Genomic DNA, 15,463 nt, shown 5'->3' on the forward strand with positions numbered 1-15,463 from the left:
CTTCGCCATGACGCGCCTGCCCCTGCCGCCCTCGCTCTATGCCGACACCGCCGTCGCGCCGGTCGCGACACCGCCGCTCGACGTCGACAAGACCGTTTCCGTCGCGATCATTGGCGGCGGCTATACCGGTCTGTCCACCGCCTTGCATCTGGCTGAGCAGGGCGTCGAGGCGCTGGTGCTGGAGGCGCAGGAGCCGGGCTGGGGCGCGTCCGGCAACAATGGCGGCCACACCAATCCCGGCCTGAAGCACGATCCCGATCAGATCGAGGCGGATTTCGGCGCTGAGCTCGGCCGCCGCATGATCGAGTTCTCCTACGGCACCCCGAACTTCACGCACGATCTCATCCGGCGCTACCAGATTCCCTGCGAGGCGCGGCAGAACGGCACGCTGCGCGCGGCTTACAATGAGGCCAGCGCCGCCGCGATCGAGGCGACCGCGCAGCAATGCATCCGTCGCGGCATGCCTGTGACGTACCTCAACCGCGAGCAGCTGCGCGAGATGACCGGCACGGACCGCTACATCGGCGCCATGCTGGACAGCCGCGGCGGCGATCTGCATCCCCTCAGCTATGCCCGCGGCCTTGCGCGCGCTGCGATCTCCGCGGGCGCAAAGGTGCATGGCGAGACGCCGGCTTTGTCACTGCGCCGCGACGGCAATCGCTGGCGCATCGAGACGCCGCGTGCGGTCGTACATGCGGAGAAAGTTCTGCTTGCGACCAACGGCTTCACCGACGATCTCTGGCCCGCGCTCCGCCGCACCATCGTGCCGGTGTTTTCCTCGATCGCTGCCACCGCACCGCTGTCCGACGATGTCGCCCGCTCGATCATGCCGACGCGCCCGGTGCTCTACGAGAGCGGCCACATCACCGTCTACTATCGCATCGACCAGCAGAACCGCCTGCTGATGGGCGGCCGCGGTCCGATGCGCTGGATCAACTCGCCGCACGATGTCGCCTATCTCATGCGTTATGCGGAAAGGCTGTGGCCCCAGCTCAAGGGCGTCGCCTGGACCCACGGCTGGAACAGCCGGCTCGCGATCACCGGGGATCATTACCCGCATGTGCACGAGCCCGCGGAGAGCGTCCTGATCTCGCTCGGCTGCAACGGCCGCGGCGTCGCGCTCTCGACGGCGATGGGCGCGCAGCTCGCGCGCCGGCTGATCGGCGGCGCCAGGGCCGAAATCGACATGCCCATATCAGGCATCAAGCCGATCCCGATGCACGCGTTCTGGCCGGTCGGCGTGACCACCGCTGTGATTGCGGGCCGCGTGCGGGACCGGCTCGGCATATAAAGAAGGCGCCGCCTTGTTACGGGCGGCGCCTTGCAGGAATTGCAGATGGCGTCAGCAGCGGCCCTGCTTCCACAGTCCGGGCGGGCAACCGTGGCCGCGCCAGCCGACCTTGCGTCCATGCGACCATCCGGGCGGCGTGCCATGGTGATGATGGCCCATCGCGTGGCCATAACCGTGTCCGCCGCCATGGCCGCCCTTGGCCAGCACGGGGCTGGTGAGCGTGAGGCCGGCTGCAACGATCAGCGACGCGGCGAGCGCAAGTTTCTTCATCGTGTCCTCCAGTGGGGCGAGCGCACTTGTCCGTTCAATGAACAGACGACGCGCAGCTAAGTTCCTTGCAAATGTGGAGGAGTCGTGACGCTCGCGGAGATGCGCAATCGCGCATCGGTTCAACGCGTGCTGGCACATTCTCGCTTGCGACGTACACGCGGTTCAAACGGACTCAAGCCTCCGCCACCGCATCGGCCCAAGGCTGGAAGATCTCGACCGCGCCGGAATTGACCTCGCCCTCGCGCATCACCACGCTCGGACAGGCGAACTTCTGCGGCAGCGCCTGCACGCGGCTCTCTTCATAGTCGAAGCGCGCCGCCAGGACTTCGCGCACCTCCGCCGGCAGGCGGCAATCGCCGATCACAGTCGCGCCTTCGCTGGCGTCGATGCGAGGCTGATGGATGGCGGCATCGAGGTCCATGCCGAAATCCATCGCGAAGGACACGAGCTGCATGACAGAAGGCAGGATGCGGCGGCCGCCGGAGGCGCCGACCGCGAGGCGCTTGCCGTCCCCGGTTTCGGCGATGACCGGCGTGTAGTTGGTGAGGCAGCGCTTGCCTGATACGAGCGAGTTGGTGGTGCCGGGCGTCGGATCGAACCACATGATGCCGTTGTTCATGGCGATACCGGTATGAGGCGTCACGTATTTCGAGCCGAAGGACGAGAGCAGCGTCTGCGTCACCGCCGCGATGTTGCCGTCGCGGTCGACCACGGAGAAGTGCGTGGTACAGGCCGGCGCGAGATATTCGGCGCCGAGCGAGCGCTTGCCGTCGGCATCGCCCATGTCCTTGAGCCGCTCGCGATAGGCCGCCTGCAGGGCCACCGCATATTCGGCGTAGGCGGCCGCATCGGGCTCGCTGCCCGGCTTCAGATTCTGCTCGAGCAGGCGCAGCGCATGCGCCAGCGTCGGTCCTGCCGTGAGCTCCGGCGTCGCGAACACCTTGCCGCCGCGATAGGGGATCGCCAGGGGCTCGCGCAGATGGCTGCGGAATGCTGCGAGATCCTCCACCGACAGCGAGCCGCCGTCGGCTTTGATGTCGGAAGCGATGCTCCTGGCGAGATCGCCCTGGTAGAAGTCACGTGGGCCGGCGTCGGCGAGGTGCGACAGCGTCGCCTTCAGATTGTCCAGCGGAAGCCGCGTCTCGGACTTGATGCCCCAGGGCGCGCTCGGCGGCAGGCCGTCCTTCAGGAATGTCGCCGCGCTCGCGGGATAGCGCCTGAGATCGGCCGCCGAGTTCGCGATCGTCAGCGTGGTCCACCAATCGACCAGCATGCCTTCGCCGGCGAGTGCGACAGCCGGCGCGACCAGATCCTTCCACGGCAGCTTTGCGTGGCGGCGATGCGCCTCCTCCATGCCGGCGACGACGCCGGGCACCGCGATCGCGCCGGGGCCGTGGATGTTGCGGTCGTCCTTCACTCGCTGCCAGGGAAACAGATCGGAGGCCGCCCCCTGGCCGCTGAGCGGATAATCGGCGGCGCGCAGGCTCTGCGGCGCGCACATGCCGTAGTCGATCACCTCGTAGCGATTTTCCCTGGCGCGGTAGAGCACCATCGCACCACCGCCGCCGATGCCGCTGTTCCAGGGCTCCAGCACGTTCAGCGCCATGGTGGTTGCCACGATCGCGTCCACGCAGTCGCCGCCCGCCGCCAGCACCTCCGCCCCCACCTCCGCCGCGCGCCGCGATTGCGCGGCGACGATGCCGCCCTTGGACTTGACGGCGGGCTTGCGGACGGTTTGGGCGAGGCTGAACTGATGAGGCATGATGTCGCTTGTTGTCTTGGCTTCGTTGCGCTGACGTCGAGGCTCCACATTGGCGGAGCGCGCGGACAATGGCACATTGCCGGCAACGAGAACATCCAAAGGGAGACGCGACATGGCAGGTGTGAAACAAGCGCGGGATGGCGCGGTCGGGATTCTGACCCTCGACGAGCCCGCGAGCCTGAACGCGATGACGCCGGACCTGCTCGGCGCGCTCGCCACCGCCATCGCCGAGATGACGCAGGACGAGGACGTGCGCGCCCTGATTCTCACCGGCGCCGGGCGCGGCTTCTGCTCGGGCCAGAACCTGAAGGCGTCCGCGGCGCTCGGCGAGGACATCGCGGCGGGCGTGATGCGGTTCTACTGGCCGGCCTTCAAGGCATTGCGCGAATGCCGCGTGCCTGTTGTCGTCGCCGTCAACGGGGTGGCGGCCGGCGGCGGCTTCAGCCTCGCGATGGCCGGCGACATCATCGTCGCGGCGCGGTCGGCGAGCTTCATCCAGGTGTTCAGCCGTATTGCACTGGTGCCCGATCTCGGCTCGACCTGGCTGCTGCCGCGCCTGATCGGCCGGCAGCGGGCGCTCGAACTGATGCTGCTCAACGAGCCGCTGACAGCGGAGCGCTCCCAGGAGATCGGCCTCGTCCGGCAGGTCGTCGACGATGCGAAGCTGATGGATGAGGCGTTGGTGCTGGCGCGCCGCCTGGCGGAGGGGCCGACGCGCGCTTTGGTCGCAAGCCGCACCCTGGTCGAGGAGAGCGAGCACGCGACCTATGAAGCTCAGTTCCGCCGCGAGATCGAGCTCCAGGCCACGATCCGCAAGAGCTCAGATGCCATCGAAGGCCGCAACGCCTTTGTCGAGAAGCGCAAGGCGAAGTTTACGGGACGGTGAGGGGCGGTGCCGTCCCCAAACGCATCATGGCCGGGACAAGCCCGGCCATGATGAGGAGGAGACGGAAATCAGCCGAAGAGTGCGCTCAGCGCGTGCGGTCCAGCCGGCTGGCCTGATACTTGGCGTGCCATTTCGGGCCGGGCCCGCGCATGTAATGAAGCTCGGGGCGATAGGGGTTGCCGGCGACCCTCACCAGCGTCTGCCATTTGCTGGCGACGAAGGTCAGGGGCTGGCGGAGCAGGCTCAGTGAAGCGAGCAACATGGCATCACCTCAGTGCGGCTTGCCGAGCATGGCGGTGAAGGGGAGATCGAAGATCTCCTCGCCGTCATCATCGCTGACATGGATCACCCAGTCGCGCCAGTCTTCGGCACCGGGGGTCTGGATCATCGAGTGCATGATCTGGGCAGCGCGGTCGCGCGCCTCGGTCAGACTGGCGACGGCGGCGCCGTAGCGGTCGATCAGCGTGCCCTCGGTGTTGGAGCAGTGAAAATAGACCTGGACCATAAGCGCCTCCTGGAGAGAGCGATCGGGATGGCAAACCGATACCACCCCAAGCATTCGCGAAACATTCGGGTTGAGCCCGGTAAGGGAATTTACGGAGATTGGTCGGCACCAAGCTCGTTACAGGTTTAATCACAGGCGAGTGATGACTGGACGGCACCCAGGCGCCATGGAACAAGCGTCCCCGGGAAGTCGGGGGGCCACCGTGAACCAGTTCACATTCCAGGGCGAACGGCGAAATCTGCGCTTGCTTGCAGCGGTCGTCTTTGCAGCGGTTTTGGCCGTCGCGCTGCTCGGCTCCGTCCCGTCATCGTCCGAGCCGGTCAGGAAGAGCGGCTACGCGATCGGCACGGATCGCTGTGGCAGCGGCGACCTCGCCTTTCCCAGGATCCAGATCGACATGAAGGCGGGATTTTGCGCCGGCCTCGTCGCCAGCGAAGAGGACCGCCTCAAATTCCCGCGTTCAATCGTCCAGGTGTCCGGCCGCGACCTGTTCGTGGTGGCCGACATGGGCGGCTGGGGCCATACCGACGGGAGGATGCTGCTGCTCGATCCGCATGCGCCTCAAGGCCAGCGCTTCAAGGAGCTGCTGACGGGGCTCGAATACCCGTTCGGTCTCGTCACTGGTCCGGACAAAAAGCTCTATGCCTCGACCGCGGAGGCGATCTTCCGGTTCGACCCGCTCGCAGACAACCCGCGCAGCACGGTCGAGACCATCATCCGTCACATGCCCGGCCGCCGAATCACGCTGCCGGATGGCACGAGGCTCGACGAGAGCGCGCATCCGCTCAAGCAGTTCGTCTTCGATCGCGGCGGGCGGCTGTTCGTCAATGTCGGCTCGCACAGCGACGACTGCATCACGCCGGTGCCGATCACGAAGCCCTGCGCCGCGGCCGAAGGCAGCTCCGCGATGGCCGCGATCTGGCTGTTCACGCCGCCCGCAGGCGGCGTCCTCCCGGCATTGAAGCCTGGCGATCCCGACCCGCCGCACACCGTCTATGCGCGCGGCTTGCGCAACTCGATGGCGCTGGCGCTGCACCCGAATTTTCCTGATGCCGGCTACGCCTTCCTGCAAGGCGAGAACGCCCGCGATCTGCCCGACATCTTCAAGCCGAACGAGGAGATCAACGCGATCGAGCAGGGCAGGCACTACGGCTGGCCCTATTGCTACGACCTGTCGACGCCGAGTCCCGAATTCAGGCTCGTGCTGCAGTCGGGCGCGTACAAGTCGCTCTGCTCAGCCAATGCGCTCTACAAGCCGCCGCTCTCGCTGATGCCGCCGCATGGCGCACCGCTCGCGATGCTCTATTACCACGGCGCGAAATTCCCCGAGCTGGACGGCAAGCTGCTGGTCGGCCTGCACGGCTATCGTCCGACCGGCAGCCGCGTTCTCGTCTACGATGTCGACGATCACGGCTTTCCCAGGCCGAGCGCTCCGCCGGTGCGCTATCACGTCAGTTGCGCCGCCGATCCGACGCGCAGTTTCCAGACCGACACGGGCGAGGTCGCCGCCGCGCCGTTCGACGAACTGATCGCGGGCTGGCACCGCGTCAACGGCGCGCGGCCGCAGGGCGCGCCGGTCGGCATGACGGTCGCGGAGGATGGCGCGATCTGGCTGGTCGAGGACAAGAACCAGACCGTGATCCGGATCGATCGCGCGGCCGGCGAGCCGCCTCAGCCGCTCCCCTGCGACACGCGGAGCCAGGCGATGATCGATCAGCTCGCGGCCTTCGTCGCCAGGGATGCGCAGAACAGCGTTCGCGTCACCACGTTGCGCAAGGGCCTCGTCGAGAAGCACTGCGTCGGCTGTCATTCCGATTTCGGCCTGAGTGCAGGGCAATCGGATGCGGAGAAGGACAGGGCGGTGCTGCGTTTCATGCTGTCGCAGGACGGCTGGATCTATCCCGGCGATCCCGATGCCGGCAGGCTGCGCACGCGCCTGCGCGGTCTCGGGGCCGGGAAGCTGATGCCGCCGGGCGGCGAGAGCCTGCCGAAGACCGAACCCGGTTACACGCGCCTGCTCGATACCGCGGACCTGCTCGTCGCCAAAATGGTTCCGGGCACGCGGATGCGGATCAAGCCCGGCCCGCCGCAGCGGAAGTTTTTCAGCAAAACCAACAAGGAATGCGGCGAAATACCGGCCGCCAAGGTCGTCGTCGTGACACAAAGGAACGCTGTAGACAGACCCGGCTTCAGCCGATTCTTCCGGCCGGCCGATCCCTATCTGAACGGCGAGTGCACCGACGACGATGGCTATTACATCCGGCAGGAATTTCTGGTGCCTGTGCAGTAGCATTTTGCTTGTCGCGACGCCGCCGGCCGCTGCCGAAACAAAACTGTTCGACAGCGTGCAGGTGACGCCCGCCAGCGAATACACCTTCGGCATCGAAGGGCCCGCGGCCGATCTCGACGGCAATCTGTTCGTCGTCAATCTCGGCAGGCCCGGCACCATTGGCAAATTGCCTGCGGGCGGTGCAGCGTCGGAGCTGTTCACGACACTGCCCGAAGGCAGCGTCGGCAACGCGATCCGTTTCGATCGCAGCGGCACCATGTTCATCGCCGACTACAAGAAGCACAACATCTTCGCGATCCTCAAGGGCGCGACCGAGCCTGCGGTCTGGTTTCACTCCGACGAGATGAGCCAGCCCAACGACATCACCATCGCGCGCGACGGCACGATCTATGCGAGCGATCCGAACTGGAAGGGGCGTGAAGGCCACATCTGGCGCATCGCCAGGGGCGCGGACGGTACGGTGCAGGGACAAGTGATGTCGGCGTCGCGCGCGATGGGCACCACCAACGGCATCGATCTCAGTCCTGACGGCAAGACGCTCTATGTCGGCGAATCCAGCAGCGGCCAGATCTGGTCCTATGCGATCAACGGCAACGAGCTCACTGCGGCAAGACTGGTCAAGGCGTTTCAGCCCGACACCGTCGACGGCCTGCGCACGGACGTTGCCGGCCGCCTCTACGTCGCGCGCATTCTCAAGGGCACGATCGCGCTGATGAAGCCGACCGGCGCGGTCGAGCGCGAGATCCCGTTGAGAGCCAAGGAGCCCACCAACCTTGCCTTTGGCGGCAGCGACGGCAAGACCGTGTTCGTCACCCAGCGCCAGGGCGGCTTCATCGAGGCCTTCCGCACCGACCAGCAGGGCCGCGAGCACTGTCTTCAGCGCGGGCGTTGCTGAGCCCGAGCCGCTCAAAGGCGGTCTGCTTCCCGTGCAGAACAGTGCGGTGAGGGCGGCATTCTTCTTGCTTGCATCTGGCCGTCGCAGGCATCAAGACATCTGTGGCACCGTCAAAGCGTTTTCAAGCGAAGTGGATACCGGTTCGCGTAAAGAAAACGCGTCAGAACAAGAATCCAGCACGCGACCACGGAGTGTTTGAGTGAAAGCCGTCCATACCGAACTGCACCGCAGCCACGATCCGCAATTCTTCCTGGTCCGCGGTGTCGTCAAGCGCACCACCGAGCAGCCCGAGCGCGCCGACCGCCTGCTCAAGGGCCTGAAGGACGGCAAGCATCAACTGGTCGAGCCGACCAAATTCGGGCAGGGGCCGCGCGCACGCATCCACAGCCCGGAATATCTTTCGTTCCTGAGCGAAGCCTGGGACGCCTGGACCGCACTTGGCGATTCCGGTCCGGAGATGATCGGCAACATTCATCCGGTGCGCCACGCCGCGACCTATCCGACCCACATCGTCGGCAAGCTCGGCTGGCATACGGCCGACACCGCGGCGCCGATCGGTCCGGGCACGTGGGCGGCGGCCTGTGCCGCAACGGACGTTGCGGTCACCGCGGCGCAAATGGTGATGGACGGTGAGGATGCGACCTATGCACTCTGCCGTCCGCCCGGCCATCACGCCTATCGCGACATGGCCGGCGGCTTCTGCTTCCTCAACAACAGCGCGATCGCGGCGGCGCATCTGCGGCTCAAGCACGAGCGCGTCGTGATCCTCGACGTCGACGTCCATCACGGCAACGGCACGCAAGGCATTTTTTACGCGCGGCCTGACGTCTACACGATCTCGATCCATGCCGATCCCGTCGCATATTATCCTTATGTGTGGGGCTATGCACATGAGCGCGGCGAAGGCCCGGGCCTCGGCACCAATCTCAACATTCCCCTCGCCATCGGCACCGGCGATGATGGCTACATCCAGGCGATGGACGTCGCGCGCAAGGCGATCGAATCCTTTGCGCCCGGCGCCCTCGTCATCGCGCTCGGCCTCGATGCCTCCGAGCACGATCCGCTGAAGGGCCTCGCCGTCACCACGCCCGGCTTCCGCCGCATCGGCCAAGCCATCGCCAGGATGGGCCTGCCGACCGTGTTCGTGCAGGAGGGTGGCTATCTCTCGGATATTCTCGGTGCGAATTTGACGTCTGTGCTGGCGGGGTTTGAAGAGGCGCGCTGACCTTCGCCTCACTCCTTGAACAAAATCTGCTCCAGCAAGTCGATCCGCCTGATCCGGATGATGCTGCCATCGATGGAAATGATGCGGCGGTTCTGGAAACGTTTCAGCATCATCGTCACCCACTGACGGGTCGAGCCGACCATGGCCGCGATCTGATCGTGGGTGATCTTGCGGTGGATGATGATGGTATCGCCGTCGGCGGTGCCGTGCAGCTCCGACAAGGTGAGCAGAAATTGCGCCAGCCGTTCGATCACCGACCGCGTGCCGAGGATCTGCGCCATCGACGAGTAGCATTTACCTTTGGCGACGAGGCCGTCGATCAGCGCCAGCGCGAAGCTGGGCATGCCGGTCAGGAGCTTCTCCAGCGCCGGGCCGGACAGTGCCGCGATCTCACAGGCCTCGATGGCGATGCCCGACCACATGTGAATGCCGCCGCCGGAGATTTCGGGGCCGCCGATGAAATGTCCCGGCGTCCAATAAGCGAGCGTGATCTCGCGGCCTGACGGTGCGGTGTAGTAGACCCGCACCTGCCCGCGACGAATGATGAAGATGCCGTCGTGCCCGTCGCCTTGGCTGAACACCATCTCGCCCTGCGGAACGGTGATCGTGCGGGCGGCCGCGTGCACGCGCGCCTGTTCCGATGCCGACAAGCGATCGAGGAAGTGCGCGCCGGCATTCAGCCCGTCGATCGTCTCGCTCATGAACAGCGCCGAGCTCGCGGGCCTCGTGCGTGTGCTGCGGGTACGGCGTGCCCGCTCGGGGGCGGGCCAGTGGAACTGAACGCCGGCAAGAGGCCGCTCTGTGAAAGCGGCAGGCTCGGTCGCGGCAGCTTCCTTGAGTATGGTCATGGCAATCTGTCAGCTTTTCCGGGTCCTTGCGAATAGGTAAGAGCGGCGATAGCGCGATGTCCATCTCTTTGCGATCGTTCCAGATCACTTAGCAAAGCTTGATGCGCGTGGCGTTCGGCGGCGACATGATTTCTCTGCCGGCAGCTCCGTCCCGAGAAAATCCTTTGCGCCGTCGTGCGACGGATTCACGACCGCGAGCCATCGCCGATGGCGATGCAAATAATTGCTTCAAACATTGCGACGCGACTTCGATAGTACCGGCCAGCGTTTGTTGCCGGCACGCGCCCGGCTTGTCGAGGACAGTTCGATGGTCGAATTCAGCTCTTTGAGAATCAGTGCGGCCGTCGTGGCCATCACCGTCGCGATGCTCGGGCCGGCGCGGGCGGAGACGATCCGTGTCGCCGTCGGGACGCAGGACACGACGATCAACTGCGCGACCGGCGGACTGCTCATTCGTGAGCTGAAACTGCTCGAGAAGTTCCTGCCGCGCGACGGCAAGTACAAGGACGTCACTTACGACATCCAGTGGAAGAATTTCACGAGCGGCGCACCGCTCACCAACGAGATGGTCGCGGGCAAGCTCGATTTTGGCGCGATGGCGGATTTTCCGGGTTCTCTGAACGGCGTTGCGTTCCAGAAGGCAGGACGCCGCAGCCTTTTCATCAGCGTGTTGTCCGGCAGCACCAAGGGCAGCGGCAACGGCATCGTGGTGCCCTCGAATTCGCCGGTGCAGTCGCTCGACGAGCTCAAGGGCAAGACGATCTCCGTTCCCTTTGCCTCGACCTCGCACGGCATGCTGCTTCGCGCCATCGAAGCCAAGGGCTGGAATCCTGAGACCGACGTCAACATCATCACGCAGGCCCCGGAGGTTGCGGGGCCGGCCTTGCAGGCGGGCAAGATCGAGGCGCATGCCGATTTCGTTCCTTTCGTCGAGCTGTTTCCGTGGCGCGGTTTCGCGCGCAAGATTTTTGACGGCGCACAGGCGAACGCCCCGACGTTCCACGGCAGCCTGGTTGATGCGGAGTACGCCGAAAAATATCCTGAGGTCGTCGTCGCTTACCTTCGCGCCGCGCTTGAGGCCGATCGGCTTATCGCCGAGGAACCCGAGAAATACAGCGAACTGATCGCCAAGGTGACCGGCATCGAGGCCGAGGTTGATTATCTCTTCCATGGCCCGCTCGGTCTTCAGACCCGCGACGTGACCTGGAAGCCAGAGTACCGGCAGGCGGTCGCAACCTCGATCAAGACGCTGAAACTGCTCAAGCGCGCGGACAGCGATCTCGATATCAATCAGTTCGTCACCGATAAATTCATTCGGATTGCGGCCGCGCAGGCCGGGCGCGACTATGACGCGCAGCTGAAGAACTATGCGCAGCTCCCGCTTAGGGCCAGGGACGCCGCAACGGGTGCCGAGATCAGCGACTTCAGTCGCGTCGCGCAGGTCTGGGTCAGGGACGAGCCCCATGTGCGCCACTACGCCTCGCCCGAGAACGCGTTGAAGGCGCTCGCTGGCCTCGAGAAGGACGGCAAGGCGATCCGCGTGGTCTATGCCCAGGATCGCGAAAGCGGCATCAAGCTGTTTGCCAACCAGGCCTGGTTCGTGCGGTCGCCGCAAGGCGAGTTGAACGCGTTCCTGCTCAAGGATGCGGCCGAGCGATGGTCGAAGCAGAATGGCGGCGCCGTACTCGACTTCGCGGCTGCGCGCGAGTCCCTCGTCGTGAGCCGGTGAGGCCATGGCGTCGACTGTTGGGGCCCGGCCCGCGAACGTCCGATGGGCGATCCGCAGCCTTTCGATCCTCGCCTGCATCGCCGCGTGGCAGGTCGCTGCGACGTATCATCTCAATCTCGGGGTTGTCACCTTCCGCAATGTGCCGCCGCCTGTCGAGGTCGTCCAATCCGCCCTGACCCTGTTCCGGTCGCCGAAGCTGGCGGCGCATATCACCAGCAGCCTCTGGCGTGTGTTCGCTGGCTACGGTGCTGCGGTGGTGATCGGCGTTATCCTTGGCTTTGCGATCGGCCGGTCGCGAGCCGCGAGCGACCTGCTGCTACCGCCGCTCGAATTGCTGCGGCCGATTCCGGCGGTGGCGTGGATACCGCTGTCGATCCTGATCTTCCGGTCGTCCGAACTCTCGATGATCTACATCACCTTCATCGGTGCGCTGTTTCCGATCGTGCTGAACACGGTCCACGGCGTTGCAAATGTCGACCGCCGGCTGGTCGCCTCCGCCCGCAGCCTGGGTGCGGGCGAGTTGGCGATCCTGACGGAGGTGGTGCTGCCGGATGCCGCGCCCAGCATCGTCACGGGCCTTGCGATCGGCATGGGCACCTCATGGTTCTGCCTCGTCACCGCGGAGATGATCTCGGGCCAGTTCGGCATCGGCTACTACACCTGGGAAGCCTACACGCTCCAGAATTATGCCGACATCATCGTGGGCATGCTGATCATCGGCCTGCTCGGCATGGGATCGAGCTGGCTGCTGACGACGGCCGGCCGGCTTCTGATGCCCTGGCGCAGCCCGAAGGTGGCGCGATGAACATCCGGGTCGCGGATATCGGCGCGAGCAGCGTCGGCCGTATCGACATTGCTGATGTCTCGATTTCTCTTGGCGAGGGAGACCATGCGTTCGAGGCGGTGAGAGGTCTCGGGTTCGCGATCGCGCCGGGTGAGTTCGTCTGCATCCTTGGTCCCTCCGGCTGCGGCAAGTCGACGCTGCTAGGTGCGCTGGCCGGGCATCTGCCGGTCACGGCTGGCCGGCTCACGGTCGACGGGCAGAAGATCCAGGGTCCGAGCCCCGATCGCGGCGTGGTGTTTCAGCAGCACACGCTGTTTCCCTGGAAGCGTGTTCGCGACAATGTCGCCTTCGGCCCGAAGATGCGCGGCCTTGCGAGGAGAGAGCGCGACCGCGCTGCCGACGCGATCCTGAAGCTGGTCGGCCTGTCCGGATTCGAGGCGTTCTATCCTGCGCAACTCTCGGGCGGAATGCAGCAGCGCGTCGAAATTGCGCGGGTTCTGATCAATCAGCCGCGGGTGCTGCTGATGGACGAGCCCTTCAGCGCGCTCGATGCGCAGACGCGCGGCATGATGCAGGAGGTCCTGCTCGACATCTGGAGTAAAATTCCAACCACCACGGTCTTCGTCACGCACGACATCGACGAGGCGCTATTCCTTGCGGACCGCATCGTCGTGATGAGCGCGAGGCCCGGTCGGGTGATCGAGGATATCGCGCTGCCCTTTGCACGACCGCGAGACCACGAGCTTGTGACTGAACCCGAATTCGTGCGCCTGAAGCGGCATGTCATGCAGCTTCTGCGGCGGCCGGAAGGCTCCGAGCCGCTGGCGCGGCTCAGCCCGCTCGGCGTGCCGTCCTAGAACATCCCGCTCGCCACGAGCGCCTTGCGGACATGCTGCATCTCGGCTTCATCCGCGACCATGTCGAGCATGACCGTGGTCAGTCCCTTCGCCTCAAACGCCCTCAGCTTGGCGCCGATCTCCTCGTAGCTGCCGACGAGATAGGGGCAGTCCGCCTGGAAGGTCAGGAACGGCAGCAGCCAGTAGCCGTTGTCCAAGAGCTCGCCGCTCTGCCCCTCATACAGCCGCCGCTTCCACACGGAGTCGCTGTTCTCCACGGTGAGCGCGAGCAGCTCACGATCATCGGGGTTGTCGCGAAAGCGTGCCTTCGCCGCTTGCCGCGCTTCCTCGCTTCTCTCGCGTGCGAAGATGCCGAAGTTCATGCCTGGTGCATCGAGGCCATGATCGAGATCCGGCGGCAGCATCTGCATCTTGATGCAGCCGGTCTCTTTCGCCACGCGCTGCGCTGCTTCCGATTGGCCGGCGATCAAGAATTCCGGCATCAGCTCCGCCGGCAGGCGCGGACGAAGCTGCAGGTTGGTCGCGCGGTAGAACTGCCCCTCGATAGTCACCGGCCGCGGGCTCGAGAGCAGCTGGCGTATCAGCGCGACGAACTCGCCGAGCCTGACATAGCGGTCGGCATGAGTCTGCTCGTCGCCGAGGCCCTGCAAGTCGCTGACCGCGGTCCCCATGATCATGTTGAGATAGACCTTGCGGCCGTAGAGCTGCGCGAACGACGAGACGAATTTCGCCGCCGTGAACGGGTGCATGTAGACCGGGTTGACGGCGATCAGCGGCGAGCTTCGGGTCGTCGCCGCCATGATGTGCTGGGCCATGGCCCAGGGCTCGACGAACACGTCGTTGCCTTCGAACAGCAAAATGCCTTCGAAGCCGTTGCGGTCGGCGAACTCTGCCACCCGCATCAGCTCACCGACATATTGCTTGGGATCGCGGTTACGCGAGATCGCGGGAAAGACGCGCAGCCGCGAGTTCGTCATTCAGCCGCTTCCTGGAACGGCCAGGCATTGCGGGTGATGGGAAGACCGCCGTCCGCCCGGGAGCCGTCGGCGATCGCGAGGCGGTGCGAGGGGGAGGGCGAGCACAGCGAGAAACGCCATCCCGAGGGATCGTCGGCGATATCAGGCTTGAAGCTGATCTCGATGGCCTCGCGCGACACCTGCATCGCGAAGGCGTCGAGCGGCAGGTTGAGCCCGAAGCCCTTGGCCTTCAGATAGGCCTCCTTGAGCGTCCAATAGTCGAAAAAGCGCTCGATCGCCGCCGGCTCCGGCAGCCTGCGCAGCGCTTCGACCTCCTCCGGCGCAAAGAAGCGATTCGCGGTGGAAAGCGGGGCGACACGCCGTGATACGGTTTCGACGTCGACGCCGACAGCCTCATGTCCGGATACGACGCAGGCAACGCAGCCGTCGGCGTGCGACAGGCTGAAATGCAGCGCGGTCGAGGTTTTGGGCGATGCGACAAACGGCCGCCCATAGCGGCCGGCCCCAAAGGACCAGTCGGTGGGAGCGACGTCAGGCGCGACCTGCGACAGCGCCAGGCGCAGCATGGCGTGGGCGAAAATATATTGCCGCCGATGCCGCTCGAACATGAAGCGGTCGGCGCGGATCCGTTCGTCGACCGAGAGCAGCCGTCGGCACGCATCGGCCGCCCCCGGCGCGTCAATGGTCGCGATCAGTCCGACAAACAGTTCAATTCTGTCGTCTGCCATCAATTGGGCCTTTGGCGTCAGGCAGAGGCCAAATCCCCGGCGCTGACGGAAGAATCAACTGAGCAAGAATCAACCAAGTGGACCGGTCTTAGCGGTCCACCCAGGCAAATTCTTGTCGATTTGCAGGCCGGTTTACAGGCGCAAGCTTGTGCGAGACCCCAACTCGAGGAGCGAGCGGCCCAATTTGAAAACCGGAGGCCGAAAAATGAAGCCTGAAGATTGGTGCGGCGTCCCTGCCGACTAGTCTTACTTTTTCTTCTTGGCCTTCTTCGACCCGCCCAGCATCGAAAGGCTGGCGTCGACGTCCTTCAGCGCGGCCTGGAGCTTCTTCTTCTCGTCGGTCAGCAGCTTCTGCAGGGCCTTGCGGTCCTTGTCGCTCAACGAGGTGCCCTTGGTAAATTTGATGAAACCCATAA

At 65.1% G+C, this 15,463-nt stretch carries 16 protein-coding genes; 8 read left to right on the forward strand and 8 right to left on the reverse strand.

Annotation, left to right across the window (positions count from 1 at the left end):
* Nucleotides 1-7: 7 nt before the first annotated feature.
* Complete coding sequence (locus GGD63_RS25535; protein WP_183245916.1) at nucleotides 8-1,291, forward strand: FAD-binding oxidoreductase; 1,284 nt, start codon at nucleotides 8-10, stop codon at nucleotides 1,289-1,291.
* Between the two features lie 51 nt (nucleotides 1,292-1,342).
* Here GGD63_RS25535 and GGD63_RS25540 read toward each other — a convergent pair whose 3' ends face one another.
* Entirely contained in the window at nucleotides 1,343-1,561 is a 219-nt protein-coding gene (locus GGD63_RS25540) for a hypothetical protein (protein WP_183245917.1), read from the reverse strand.
* A gap of 172 nt (nucleotides 1,562-1,733) precedes the next feature.
* Entirely contained in the window at nucleotides 1,734-3,323 is a 1,590-nt protein-coding gene (locus GGD63_RS25545) for a gamma-glutamyltransferase family protein (RefSeq protein ID WP_183245918.1), read from the reverse strand.
* A 112-nt stretch (nucleotides 3,324-3,435) separates the two neighbouring features.
* Here GGD63_RS25545 and GGD63_RS25550 point away from each other — a divergent pair, with 112 nt between their 5' ends.
* Entirely contained in the window at nucleotides 3,436-4,209 is a 774-nt protein-coding gene (locus tag GGD63_RS25550) for an enoyl-CoA hydratase-related protein (RefSeq protein ID WP_183245919.1), read from the forward strand.
* An 85-nt stretch (nucleotides 4,210-4,294) separates the two neighbouring features.
* Here GGD63_RS25550 and GGD63_RS25555 read toward each other — a convergent pair whose 3' ends face one another.
* Both GGD63_RS25555 and GGD63_RS25560 read right to left on the reverse strand, forming a co-directional pair.
* On the reverse strand, nucleotides 4,295-4,471 hold the full coding sequence (locus tag GGD63_RS25555; RefSeq protein ID WP_183245920.1) for a hypothetical protein: 177 nt from the start codon (nucleotides 4,469-4,471) through the stop codon (nucleotides 4,295-4,297).
* 9 nt (nucleotides 4,472-4,480) lie between these two features.
* On the reverse strand, nucleotides 4,481-4,714 hold the full coding sequence (locus GGD63_RS25560; RefSeq protein ID WP_183245921.1) for a DUF6894 family protein: 234 nt from the start codon (nucleotides 4,712-4,714) through the stop codon (nucleotides 4,481-4,483).
* A 202-nt stretch (nucleotides 4,715-4,916) separates the two neighbouring features.
* Here GGD63_RS25560 and GGD63_RS25565 point away from each other — a divergent pair, with 202 nt between their 5' ends.
* The 3 genes from GGD63_RS25565 to GGD63_RS25575 all read left to right on the forward strand — a co-directional run bounded on the left by GGD63_RS25565 (nucleotide 4,917) and on the right by GGD63_RS25575 (nucleotide 9,124).
* On the forward strand, nucleotides 4,917-7,004 hold the full coding sequence (locus tag GGD63_RS25565; RefSeq protein ID WP_183245922.1) for a PQQ-dependent sugar dehydrogenase: 2,088 nt from the start codon (nucleotides 4,917-4,919) through the stop codon (nucleotides 7,002-7,004).
* Nucleotides 6,961-7,899: an SMP-30/gluconolactonase/LRE family protein gene (locus GGD63_RS25570; protein ID WP_183245923.1), complete on the forward strand. Its 939-nt coding sequence runs from the start codon at nucleotides 6,961-6,963 to the stop codon at nucleotides 7,897-7,899. Before GGD63_RS25565 ends, GGD63_RS25570 begins: the two co-directional genes overlap by 44 nt.
* A 199-nt stretch (nucleotides 7,900-8,098) precedes the next feature.
* A complete protein-coding gene (locus GGD63_RS25575) occupies nucleotides 8,099-9,124 on the forward strand; it encodes a histone deacetylase family protein (protein ID WP_183245924.1) in 1,026 nt (341 codons plus the stop codon).
* Nucleotides 9,125-9,132: 8 nt separating this feature from the next.
* Here GGD63_RS25575 and GGD63_RS25580 read toward each other — a convergent pair whose 3' ends face one another.
* Nucleotides 9,133-9,972 carry a Crp/Fnr family transcriptional regulator gene (locus GGD63_RS25580; RefSeq protein ID WP_409334094.1) on the reverse strand — a complete coding sequence of 280 codons (840 nt, stop codon included), beginning with the start codon at nucleotides 9,970-9,972 and terminating at the stop codon, nucleotides 9,133-9,135.
* A 307-nt stretch (nucleotides 9,973-10,279) separates the two neighbouring features.
* Here GGD63_RS25580 and GGD63_RS25585 point away from each other — a divergent pair, with 307 nt between their 5' ends.
* Genes GGD63_RS25585 through GGD63_RS25595 form a run of 3 tightly spaced genes read left to right on the forward strand, consistent with a single transcriptional unit; the run spans nucleotide 10,280 to nucleotide 13,342 of the window.
* A complete protein-coding gene (locus GGD63_RS25585; protein ID WP_183245925.1) occupies nucleotides 10,280-11,701 on the forward strand; it encodes an ABC transporter substrate-binding protein in 1,422 nt (473 codons plus the stop codon).
* 4 nt (nucleotides 11,702-11,705) lie between these two features.
* Entirely contained in the window at nucleotides 11,706-12,506 is an 801-nt protein-coding gene (locus GGD63_RS25590; RefSeq protein ID WP_183245926.1) for an ABC transporter permease, read from the forward strand.
* Nucleotides 12,503-13,342 (forward strand): ABC transporter ATP-binding protein, encoded by an 840-nt coding sequence (locus GGD63_RS25595; RefSeq protein ID WP_183245927.1) that lies wholly within the window; start codon nucleotides 12,503-12,505, stop codon nucleotides 13,340-13,342. Before GGD63_RS25590 ends, GGD63_RS25595 begins: the two co-directional genes overlap by 4 nt.
* On the opposite strand, the gene GGD63_RS25600 is transcribed toward GGD63_RS25595, so the two are convergent.
* The 3 genes from GGD63_RS25600 to GGD63_RS25610 form a co-directional block, all read right to left on the reverse strand.
* Nucleotides 13,339-14,319 carry an LLM class flavin-dependent oxidoreductase gene (locus tag GGD63_RS25600; RefSeq protein WP_183245928.1) on the reverse strand — a complete coding sequence of 327 codons (981 nt, stop codon included), beginning with the start codon at nucleotides 14,317-14,319 and terminating at the stop codon, nucleotides 13,339-13,341. The two genes, GGD63_RS25595 and GGD63_RS25600, sit on opposite strands and share 4 nt — an antisense overlap.
* On the reverse strand, nucleotides 14,316-15,047 hold the full coding sequence (locus GGD63_RS25605) for a 4'-phosphopantetheinyl transferase superfamily protein (protein ID WP_183245929.1): 732 nt from the start codon (nucleotides 15,045-15,047) through the stop codon (nucleotides 14,316-14,318). Before GGD63_RS25605 ends, GGD63_RS25600 begins: the two co-directional genes overlap by 4 nt.
* A gap of 246 nt (nucleotides 15,048-15,293) precedes the next feature.
* Nucleotides 15,294-15,461: a hypothetical protein gene (locus GGD63_RS25610; RefSeq protein WP_183245930.1), complete on the reverse strand. Its 168-nt coding sequence runs from the start codon at nucleotides 15,459-15,461 to the stop codon at nucleotides 15,294-15,296.
* Nucleotides 15,462-15,463: the final 2 nt, after the last annotated feature.

It is taken from the genome of Bradyrhizobium sp. cir1 (genome assembly GCF_014198245.1).
GTDB lineage: Bacteria > Pseudomonadota > Alphaproteobacteria > Rhizobiales > Xanthobacteraceae > Bradyrhizobium.

Coding starts and splice junctions, on each gene's coding strand:
- GGD63_RS25560 (WP_183245921.1), bottom strand. CDS start 4,714: ATGGTCCAGGTCTATTTTCACTGCTCCAACACCGAGGGCACGCTGATC.
- GGD63_RS25555 (WP_183245920.1), bottom strand. CDS start 4,471: ATGTTGCTCGCTTCACTGAGCCTGCTCCGCCAGCCCCTGACCTTCGTC.
- GGD63_RS25540 (WP_183245917.1), bottom strand. CDS start 1,561: ATGAAGAAACTTGCGCTCGCCGCGTCGCTGATCGTTGCAGCCGGCCTC.
- GGD63_RS25595 (WP_183245927.1), top strand. CDS start 12,503: ATGAACATCCGGGTCGCGGATATCGGCGCGAGCAGCGTCGGCCGTATC.
- GGD63_RS25585 (WP_183245925.1), top strand. CDS start 10,280: ATGGTCGAATTCAGCTCTTTGAGAATCAGTGCGGCCGTCGTGGCCATC.
- GGD63_RS25545 (WP_183245918.1), bottom strand. CDS start 3,323: ATGCCTCATCAGTTCAGCCTCGCCCAAACCGTCCGCAAGCCCGCCGTC.
- GGD63_RS25610 (WP_183245930.1), bottom strand. CDS start 15,461: ATGGGTTTCATCAAATTTACCAAGGGCACCTCGTTGAGCGACAAGGAC.
- GGD63_RS25535 (WP_183245916.1), top strand. CDS start 8: ATGACGCGCCTGCCCCTGCCGCCCTCGCTCTATGCCGACACCGCCGTC.
- GGD63_RS25605 (WP_183245929.1), bottom strand. CDS start 15,047: ATGGCAGACGACAGAATTGAACTGTTTGTCGGACTGATCGCGACCATT.
- GGD63_RS25590 (WP_183245926.1), top strand. CDS start 11,706: ATGGCGTCGACTGTTGGGGCCCGGCCCGCGAACGTCCGATGGGCGATC.
- GGD63_RS25550 (WP_183245919.1), top strand. CDS start 3,436: ATGGCAGGTGTGAAACAAGCGCGGGATGGCGCGGTCGGGATTCTGACC.
- GGD63_RS25600 (WP_183245928.1), bottom strand. CDS start 14,319: ATGACGAACTCGCGGCTGCGCGTCTTTCCCGCGATCTCGCGTAACCGC.
- GGD63_RS25580 (WP_409334094.1), bottom strand. CDS start 9,972: ATGACCATACTCAAGGAAGCTGCCGCGACCGAGCCTGCCGCTTTCACA.
- GGD63_RS25570 (WP_183245923.1), top strand. CDS start 6,961: ATGGCTATTACATCCGGCAGGAATTTCTGGTGCCTGTGCAGTAGCATT.